This window comes from Corallococcus praedator, from assembly GCF_003612125.1.
In the GTDB taxonomy this organism is placed as follows: domain Bacteria; phylum Myxococcota; class Myxococcia; order Myxococcales; family Myxococcaceae; genus Corallococcus; species Corallococcus praedator.
Genome location: NZ_RAWI01000671.1, coordinates 1 through 2,645 on the forward strand (window position 1 = coordinate 1; position 2,645 = coordinate 2,645).

General features: G+C 71.4%; 3 protein-coding genes. All 3 read left to right on the forward strand.

Features of this window, described 5'->3' with window-relative positions; translation table 11 throughout:
• The coding region (locus D7Y13_RS40635) for an alpha/beta hydrolase (protein ID WP_500683194.1) at nucleotides 1-413 on the forward strand (413 nt) is incomplete at its 5' end.
• A 156-nt stretch (nucleotides 414-569) separates the two neighbouring features.
• Entirely contained in the window at nucleotides 570-2,381 is a 1,812-nt protein-coding gene (locus tag D7Y13_RS40640) for a S8 family serine peptidase (RefSeq protein ID WP_120582453.1), read from the forward strand.
• Nucleotides 2,378-2,593 (forward strand): DUF5818 domain-containing protein, encoded by a 216-nt coding sequence (locus tag D7Y13_RS40645; RefSeq protein WP_120535983.1) that lies wholly within the window; start codon nucleotides 2,378-2,380, stop codon nucleotides 2,591-2,593. Before D7Y13_RS40640 ends, D7Y13_RS40645 begins: the two co-directional genes overlap by 4 nt.
• Nucleotides 2,594-2,645 lie beyond the last annotated feature (52 nt).

Genomic DNA, 2,645 nt, shown 5'->3' on the forward strand with positions numbered 1-2,645 from the left:
GTGTGGGGGCCAGCCAGGGCGTTCGGGGCAGCGGGGGCGCGCTGGTGGAGGACGCGGAGGCGGCCATGCGGGTGGCGCTGGAGAACGCGGGCACGTCCGCGCTGGCGGTGGCGGCGCTGCATGGGGGCGCGCGCGTGGCGCTGGCGCTCCAGGAGCGGCACCCGGCGGTGGGCGGACTGTGTCTGGTGGCGCCGGACCTGGATCCGTTGTCACTCGTGCGGCTGTCGTGTCCACTGCTGGTGATTGTCGGGGCGGAGGACACCCGTCTGCCCCGGGCGGCGCTGGCCGCCGCTGTCGCCGAGGCCGGGGGCGATTTAGAGGTCATCGACGATGCCGGAGCCACGTTCCACCGCAATCTTCCCCAGGTGGGCAGGGCCGCGGCCGCGTGGCTCCAGCGGCTGGCGGGCGGGTAGGGCAGGCGTGCAAACCTGCGGACTTCTTCACATTTCTTCATCCCCGTCGCCTTGCACGGCCGGCCGGGGGGCGAACAGACTGGTGGGGCAGACCCAATCGTCCCGCCGTGCGTTCGTAGTGGGTCTTCGAGGCGTCTTCGTTCAAGGAGTGTCCCGATGCGGATGAGGCGATGGAACGTGGTTCTCGCGGCGCTGGCCCTGTCGGCCTCGGCGTGTGCTCCCGCGTCGCGGGAGTCGGAGGTCCCGGTGGGGCCGGACGCGGCGGCCCAGGCGGAGGTGGCGGAGGCCGTGGCGGGGGGCTCGGACGACGTGGTGTCCGGCGCCATCGTGGTGGACTTCAAGGACGGCACCACCCAGGCGGAGTTCGACGCCTGGGAGCAGGCGTGGGGCGTGGACCTGGAGTTCAACTCCCTGGAAGGCCCCCGGACGGGCGTCACGCTGGCGGTGGGCGTGAACGACGTGGAAGACGTGCTCCAGCGCATCCGGCAGAACCCGGCGGTGGAGTCCGCCGAACCGCTGATGCAGGTGCGCAGCAGCTTCACGCCCAATGATCCGCAATACGCCTCCCAGTGGAACCTGCGGATGATCGACATGCCCAAGGCCTGGGACGGCAACCGGGGCAAGGGCGTGGTGGTGGCGGTCATCGACACCGGCATCGCCTACGAGGACCACGACGACTTCAAGCAGGTGCCGGACCTGAAGGGCGTGTCGTTCGTGAAGGGCTATGACTTCGTCAACGACGACGAGCACGCCAACGATGACCACGGCCACGGCACGCACGTGGCGGGCACCATCGCGCAGGCGACCAACAACGGCGAGGGCGTGGCGGGCGTGGCCTTCGACGCGACGCTGATGCCCCTCAAGGTGCTGAACCACTTCGGCAGCGGCACGTCGGCGGACATCGCGGACGCCATCCGCTTCGCGGCGGACCACGACGCGAAGGTCATCAACATGTCGCTGGGCGGTGGCCTGTACTCGCAGGTCATGGCCAGCGCGGTGGAGTACGCGCGCAAGAAGGGCGTCACCGTGGTGGCCGCGGCGGGCAACACCGGGCGGGGCCGGGTGGAGTTCCCCGCGGCGTACCCGGGCGCGGTGGCGGTGGGCGCGGTGGGGCCGGACGGCTCGCGCGCTCCGTACTCGTCCTATGGCAAGGAGCTGGACATCGCGGCGCCCGGTGGCGACAAGCGCCAGGGCGACTCGGGCGGCATCCTGCAGAACACCATCGACCCGCGCGACCCGTCGCGCTCCGTCTACGCCTGGTACCAGGGCACCAGCATGGCCGCGCCGCACGTGGCCGCGGTCGCCGCGATGCTCTACGGCGCCGGCGCGAAGAACCCGGACGAGGTGGAGCAGGCGCTCTACGCCGGGGCGAAGGCGGCGGACGAACAGGCCTGGTCCGAGCAGTACGGCCACGGCGTCCTCAACGCCAACGCGTCGCTCCAGGCGTTCACGGGCGGCGGGCCGCGCTGGCCGTCGCTGGGGTGGGCCGCGGCGCTGCTGGTGGTGGTGCTGCTGACGCTGCGCGGCCGCGAGCGTCCGGGCTTCCTCAACATCCTCTTCCGCCCGGCGTTCTTCGTGCCGCTGGTCCTGTCCACGGTGGGCTTCTTCTTCCTGCGCACGTGGTTCACGGGCGCCTCGGGCGCGGCCGGCGACGTGGTGAACGTGGCCTCGCTGCCCATCCCGGACTGGCAGCGCATCATCTTCGGCCGGGCCACGGTGAGCCCGCTGTTCTACAGCGCGCTGATTCCGCTGGTGCTCTCGCTGCCGGCCATCATCTGGCGGGGCTTCCGTCCGGCGGTGGGCGGCCTGGCGCTCGGCTTCGCGGGCTTCCTGGCCTACGCGGCGTGGGTGGGCGCTCCGGCGCTGGCGTGGATGCCCTTCACCTTCCTGGCGAAGCCGTGGCTGGGCTTCAACACGGTGGTGTGCCTCGTCATCGCCCGCGCGATGCTCAAGCGGGAGGACGCATGAAGCTCTCCGGCACGGTGCAGTACCAGGACCTGGAGGGCGGCGTGTGGGTCCTGAAGGCCGATGACGGCAAGACGTACCAGCTCGCGGGCGGCGACCGGAAGATCAAGAAGGACGGTCAGCGCATCTCCGCCGAGGGCAGCGTGCAGCGGGATGCCGTCACCGCCGCGATGGTGGGCCCGGTGTTCCACGTCACGTCGTACAAGGCGGACTGACCACAGCCCGCGCCGCTCGCGTCGAAGTCGCCGCTGCCTCCAGGTGAAAGCC

Coding starts and splice junctions, on each gene's coding strand:
- D7Y13_RS40640 (WP_120582453.1), top strand. CDS start 570: ATGCGGATGAGGCGATGGAACGTGGTTCTCGCGGCGCTGGCCCTGTCG.
- D7Y13_RS40645 (WP_120535983.1), top strand. CDS start 2,378: ATGAAGCTCTCCGGCACGGTGCAGTACCAGGACCTGGAGGGCGGCGTG.